The 2751-nt window shown below is 39.0% G+C and carries 4 protein-coding genes and 1 pseudogene; all 5 read left to right on the forward strand.

Annotated features, from left to right (window positions below):
• Positions 1-370 precede the first annotated feature (370 nt).
• The gene (locus AC2JBO_RS44355) at positions 371-853 is read left to right on the forward strand and encodes a hypothetical protein (protein WP_496959985.1); all 483 of its coding nucleotides are present in this window, start codon (positions 371-373) and stop codon (positions 851-853) included.
• Positions 801-1373 carry a transposase gene (locus AC2JBO_RS44360; RefSeq protein ID WP_496959986.1) on the forward strand — a complete coding sequence of 191 codons (573 nt, stop codon included), beginning with the start codon at positions 801-803 and terminating at the stop codon, positions 1371-1373. Before AC2JBO_RS44355 ends, AC2JBO_RS44360 begins: the two co-directional genes overlap by 53 nt.
• Positions 1374-1411: 38 nt before the next feature.
• A complete protein-coding gene (locus tag AC2JBO_RS44365) occupies positions 1412-1639 on the forward strand; it encodes a hypothetical protein (protein ID WP_496959987.1) in 228 nt (75 codons plus the stop codon).
• A 234-nt stretch (positions 1640-1873) separates the two neighbouring features.
• Complete coding sequence (locus AC2JBO_RS44370) at positions 1874-2305, forward strand: hypothetical protein (protein WP_496959988.1); 432 nt, start codon at positions 1874-1876, stop codon at positions 2303-2305.
• Positions 2306-2310: 5 nt separating this feature from the next.
• Positions 2311-2751: pseudogene (locus tag AC2JBO_RS44375) on the forward strand (ParA family protein); the annotation flags it as partial.

The raw sequence follows: 2751 nt of genomic DNA on the forward strand, positions 1-2751 counted from the left end.
GACGCGACATTAGAGCGTTGGTTTTTAATGAAAGAAGAACTAAAATATCGACATCAAAAGCTAATGGGTGGCGCCATATTAACGTAATAAACCTCTCCTACAAGCAGAGGGGAGAAATTATATTTGTGGCTTTGCGTTCACGTAGTGCGCCATTATCCGAAGGATATCCTGCAGGGTAGGCTCAACCCAACATTAACAGTTATGACAATACTACTCGGTTAAGATAAAATCCCCCCAACCCCCCTTCCACGCGGCTTTCAAGGGTAGGTATTTTACAAAGTGGCGCCTATGGCGGTAAAATACCTATCCAGCGTCTATCCGCAGAAGTATCTAGGATGAGACCTAATTTGTGGGGTGTAGGAGATAAGGAATGCAAGTAGGAAAAAACGAGGAATTAAGAGAGTGGACAAGAACAGTAATTGAAAAAATGCCGCATTTAACAAAGCCTCAAGCAGTTGTTCTAGCAATGTGGAGTTTTGGAATAGTCATGACCCAATCATGTGGGTTGACAACAATATCTGTCTTTTTAGCAGAACTACTCGGTAAAAAAGAAAATACTGTACGCCAACAACTGCGCGAATGGTATCGGGATGCCGAAGATAAAACTAAAACTGGACGCGCGGAACTAGACATAACATCTTGTTTTAGTCCTTTACTATCTTGGATTTTAAGTCTTTGGCCAGAAGGGGAAAAACGTCTGGCTTTTGCCGCAGATGCATCAACTTTAAGTGATAGGTTTACTGTTCTAGCAATTAGTATCGTATATAGAGGTTGCGGAATTCCTATCGCCTGGAAGATAGTTGAAGCAAATAAAAAAGGGAGCTGGAAACCACATTGGCACTTCCCTGTTTAACCATATTAGTGGCGCCGTACCAGCAAATTGGTTTGTTATTGTTACCGCCGATAGGGGACTTTACGCGGACTGGATGTATGAACAAATTAAATCGGTTGGTTGGCATCCGTTTCTAAGGATTAATCAGATTGGACTATTTAAAAAACAAGGAGAACAGTTATGGCAGTCTTTAAACACACTAGTTCCTAAAGTTGGTCAATCATGTTCATGTAAGGTTACTTGTTTTAAAACGAACTCAATCAATTGTACTTTGCTAGCTCGTTATGATGAAGGTTATACAGACCCTTGGTTGATTGTTACCGACTTAACACCTGAAGCTGCGGATGCTTGCTGGTATAGTATGCGGTCTTGGATTGAGTGTTTATTTAAAGACAGTAAAAAGGGTGGTTTTTGTTGGCATCAAACTAAAACTACTGACCCATCGCGTGCTGAAAGACAATGGTTAGCAATAGCGATTGCGACTTTATGGCAAATTAGTGTTGGTGGTGAGCCAGTGTGTTGGGCGGCTGTGCCGACTTGAAGCAACTGGCGAACCCGAAGGGAAAAGTGGATGCGAATATGCCTGTTAGTAGCTTAGATGAATTACCAAAGAGCCACGTTGCAAGACGTAATTTCAATGACAGCGTACCCCACCGATGGTTAAGTTGTTTTCGTCGTGGATATGTAACTATTCAAGCTGCCATACTTAATCGTCTTCCACTACCATTAGGTGGTTTTTTTCCTGAACCTTGGCCTTCCTTAATTCCAAGACTTGATGTTTTCCAAAATACCCTCTCTACTGCCTGAATTTAAAATACCTACCCTTGAAAGCCGCGCGGAAGGGGGGCTAAAAACTTCTCTTTTTCCCCCCCTTTTTAAGGGGGGCTAGGGAATCAGCTATGGTATAAAAACCTTAACCGAGCAGTATTGACAGTTATGAGCATAAAACAAGAAAAATATTAATACAACAAGTAGATACTAAAGCAATTTTATCGTAATATATTTAAGTGAATTTTTCAGCGCGAGGCAGATAATTTTGTAATGTCAATTCCTTTTACATACCGAGAGATGAAGAAAGCTTGGCGTGAAAATTTGTCGGCTTCTGAAAATACTCAACGAACTAACGCTCATCGTTTGCTTTTATTTTACGCGGTTGAATGTGGGCTGAAAGCTGCTTTGATGAAGAGACGTAAGGTAACAAGAAGTGATTTATGTAGAGAAATTGCTGCATACCAACATGATATCAACAAGCTATTAATCTGTTTGTCAGCAAAAACAGATTTAAGGCTACCAGAACAAATAAGCATGAAACCGCTCAAAACAGAGAATGGCTATGATGAAAGAAAATTTACTCCTGGGGATATTAATCAGATGTGGCGCTATGGTGGTAGTTGTTCGCTCGCAGATGTAACAGACCATGATATAGAAAACAAATTGCTAGAAATAGTAGAATGGATTGAGGGAGAACTATGAAAGTCATGAAAAACTTAAGATTATTAACTTGGCTTGATGTTAGAAGAATAATTTGTCGTAAAACGAACTATGGTACTAACCTACCAGAGGGAGTAGCTAGGATGGATAGTTTCTCCGACGCTTTAGAAATTGGTCTTGATAACGACAAAAGTATAGATAATGTTAAAATCGCTTTGAAAGAATGGTTTGGTGATTCGTACCAAGAAGACCAATCAATAATTAAGCTTGATTTAGGTAATGAAACTTTATCAGTTGAATTTTCTTCAGGAAGCGAGTTACAAAGAAAAGATAAGGATATACGCCCATTTTGGGAAGGAATTGGTTATATAGATACGAATTTAGGAATTAAATTACCAAAAGCATATAATGAAACTCCTAATTTATTAGCATTTTATTCTTTCAAAGATGGTATTGAAAGAATGTTAAATTTAGCTGCTTATCTTTTT

The sequence above is a fragment of the Calothrix sp. CBUCES-K 9914 genome, assembly GCF_059640475.1.